At 70.6% G+C, this 2,961-nt stretch carries 2 protein-coding genes; both read left to right on the forward strand.

Going from position 1 to position 2,961, the window contains the following annotated elements; genetic code table 11:
* Positions 1-53: 53 nt before the first annotated feature.
* Entirely contained in the window at positions 54-1,661 is a 1,608-nt protein-coding gene (mmsA, locus tag ACFV0G_RS37775) for a multiple monosaccharide ABC transporter ATP-binding protein (RefSeq protein ID WP_380557883.1), read from the forward strand.
* A gap of 3 nt (positions 1,662-1,664) precedes the next feature.
* Positions 1,665-2,900: a multiple monosaccharide ABC transporter permease gene (gene mmsB, locus ACFV0G_RS37780; RefSeq protein WP_380557886.1), complete on the forward strand. Its 1,236-nt coding sequence runs from the start codon at positions 1,665-1,667 to the stop codon at positions 2,898-2,900.
* Positions 2,901-2,961 lie beyond the last annotated feature (61 nt).

Raw genomic sequence — 2,961 nt, forward strand, 5'->3', positions numbered from 1 at the left:
GCCGGGAACCACGGCCCCGCCCGCACCGCCCACGGAGATTGGGATGTACCACCATGGCCGGACCCGTCCTCGAGATGCGTTCGATCACCAAGTCGTTCCCCGGCGTCAAGGCCCTGTCCGACGTCAACCTCAGCGTCGCCGCCGGTGAGATCCACGCGATCTGCGGCGAGAACGGCGCCGGCAAGTCCACCCTGATGAAGGTGCTCAGCGGGGTGTACCCGCACGGCAGCTACGAGGGGGAGATCCTCTTCGAGGGCGAGCCCTGCCGCTTCAAGGACATCCGCGGCAGCGAGCAGCGCGGCATCGTGATCATCCACCAGGAGCTCGCGCTGGTGCCGTACCTGTCGATCGCCGAGAACATCTTCCTCGGCAACGAGCACGCCAGGCGCGGCATCATCAGCTGGAACCGGACCCTGCAGCACGCCCGGCAGCTGCTGGAGCGGGTCGGGCTGCACGAGCAGCCGCAGACCCGGGTCGCCGACATCGGTGTCGGCAAGCAGCAGCTGGTGGAGATCGCCAAGGCGCTCGCCAAGGAGGTGAAGCTGCTCATCCTGGACGAGCCGACCGCCGCGCTGAACGACGAGGACAGCCGCAAGCTGCTCGACCTGATCCTGGAGCTCAAGGCCCAGGGCATCAGCTGCATCGTCATCTCGCACAAGCTGAACGAGATCGCGCAGGTCGCGGACGCGGTGACGATCCTGCGGGACGGCCGGACGATCGAGACCATCCCGGTCGGCGCGGACGGCATCGCGGAGGACCGGATCATCCGCGGCATGGTCGGCCGGGACCTGGAGCACCGCTACCCCGAGCGGACCCCCGAGATCGGCGCGACGGCGTTCGCGATCGAGGACTGGACGGTCCAGCACCCGATCGACCACCAGCGCAACGTCGTCGACGGCGCCTCGCTGACCGTGCGCAGCGGAGAGATCGTCGGCATCGCCGGGCTGATGGGCGCCGGCCGCACGGAGCTCGCGATGAGCGTCTTCGGCCGGTCGTACGGCCGGTACACCGGCGGCCGGGTGCTGGTGAACGGGGCGGAGGTGCGGACCCGGACGGTGCCGGAGGCGATCGGGCACGGCATCGCGTACGTCACTGAGGACCGCAAGCACCTCGGGCTGAACCTGATCGACGACATCAGCCGGAACATCTCGCTGTCCGCGCTGGGCAAGGTCGCCCGGCGGGGCCGGGTGAACCGGCACGAGGAGGCGCGGGTCGCCGAGTCGTTCCGGGCGTCGATGAACATCAAGGCGCCGTCCGTGTTCGCGGAGACCGGCAAGCTCTCCGGCGGCAACCAGCAGAAGGTCGTGCTCAGCAAGTGGATCTTCGCTGAGCCGCAGGTGCTGATCCTCGACGAGCCGACCCGCGGCATCGACATCGGTGCCAAGGCGGAGATCTACCAGGTGGTCGCCGATCTGGCCGCGGAGGGCCGGGCGGTGCTGCTGATCTCCTCGGAGCTGCCCGAGCTGCTGGGCCTGTGCGACCGCATCTACACGATGGCCGAGGGCCGGATCACCGGTGAGGTGCCGCGCGCCGAGGCCACCCAGGAGTCGCTGATGCGGCTGATGACCGCGCGCGCCGCCCCGGCGGGCGCCGCCCCGAAGTCCCTCTCCCCCGAGCCCGCGGCCGCGCCGACCGCGGCATCCCGACCCGAGCAGGTGTAAGGCATGGCCCAGACCGAGACCACTCCCAAGCCCCCGGCCGCAGCGGCCGCGTCCGCGCAGGCCCCGTCCACCGGCGCGCTGCTGGCCCGGGCGCTGCGCGGCAACGTCCGCCAGTACGGCATGCTGGTCGCGCTCGCGCTGATCGTCGTGCTGTTCCAGATCTGGACGGACGGCACCCTGCTCAAGCCGCTGAACATCACCAACCTGATCCAGCAGAACGGCTACATCCTCATCCTGGCGATCGGCATGATGATCGTCATCATCGCGGGGCACATCGACCTGTCGGTCGGCTCGCTGGCGGCGTTCGTCGGGGCGGCGGCGGCGGTGATGATGGTGAAGCACCAGGTCCCGTGGCCGCTGGCGCTGGTCGCCGCCCTGCTGATCGGCGGTGCGGCGGGGGCCTGGCAGGGCTTCTGGATCGCCTACATCGGCATCCCGTCGTTCATCGTGACGCTGGCCGGCATGCTGCTCTTCCGCGGCGGCACCCAGATCCTTCTGCAGGGGCAGTCGATCGCGCCGTTCCCGCGGGGCTTCCAGAAGATCAGCAGCGGGTTCCTGCCGGAGGTCGGCCCGCACACCAACTACCACAACCTGACGCTGCTGCTGGGCCTGGGCGTGCTGGCGATCGCCGTGCTGCAGGAGGTCCGCGGCCGCCGGCAGGCCGCGGCGTACGGGCTGGAGCTGCTGCCGCTCGGGTTCTTCCTGGCGAAGCTGGCGGCGATCACGGCCGCGGTGCTGGTCTTCACGCTGCTGCTGGCCAGCTACCACGGTGCGCCGATCGTGCTGCTGATCCTGGGGGTGCTGCTGGTGGGCTTCGGCTACCTGATGCGCAACTCGATCATCGGCCGGCACACGTACGCGATCGGCGGCAACGAGCCGGCCGCGAAGCTGTCCGGGGTGAAGAGCAAGCGGGTGGTGTTCCTGGCCTTCGTCAACATGGGCGTGCTCGCGGCACTGGCCGGCCTGGTCTTCGCCGCCCGGCTGAACGCGGGCACCCCGCAGGCCGGCATCAACTTCGAGCTGGAGGCGATCGCGGCGGCGTTCATCGGCGGCGCGTCGGCGTCCGGCGGCGTTGGCACGGTGCTCGGCGCGATCATCGGCGGCCTGGTGCTGGGCGTGCTGAACAACGGCATGTCGCTGGTCGGCGTGGGCACCGACTACCAGCAGGTGATCAAGGGCCTGGTGCTGCTCGCCGCGGTCGGCTTCGACGTCTGGAACAAGCGCAAGGTCGGCTCCTGACCCCGGCCTGCGACGGCCCCGCCCCGGGGGGGGGGACCCGGCGGGGGGCGTGGGGGTCCCC

The sequence above is a fragment of the Kitasatospora sp. NPDC059571 genome (genome assembly GCF_042735675.1).
Lineage (GTDB): Bacteria > Actinomycetota > Actinomycetes > Streptomycetales > Streptomycetaceae > Kitasatospora.

Excerpts from the sequence above, each read along its gene's own strand:
- mmsA (WP_380557883.1), top strand. The coding sequence starts at position 54 with ATGGCCGGACCCGTCCTCGAGATGCGTTCGATCACCAAGTCGTTCCCC.
- mmsB (WP_380557886.1), top strand. The coding sequence starts at position 1,665 with ATGGCCCAGACCGAGACCACTCCCAAGCCCCCGGCCGCAGCGGCCGCG.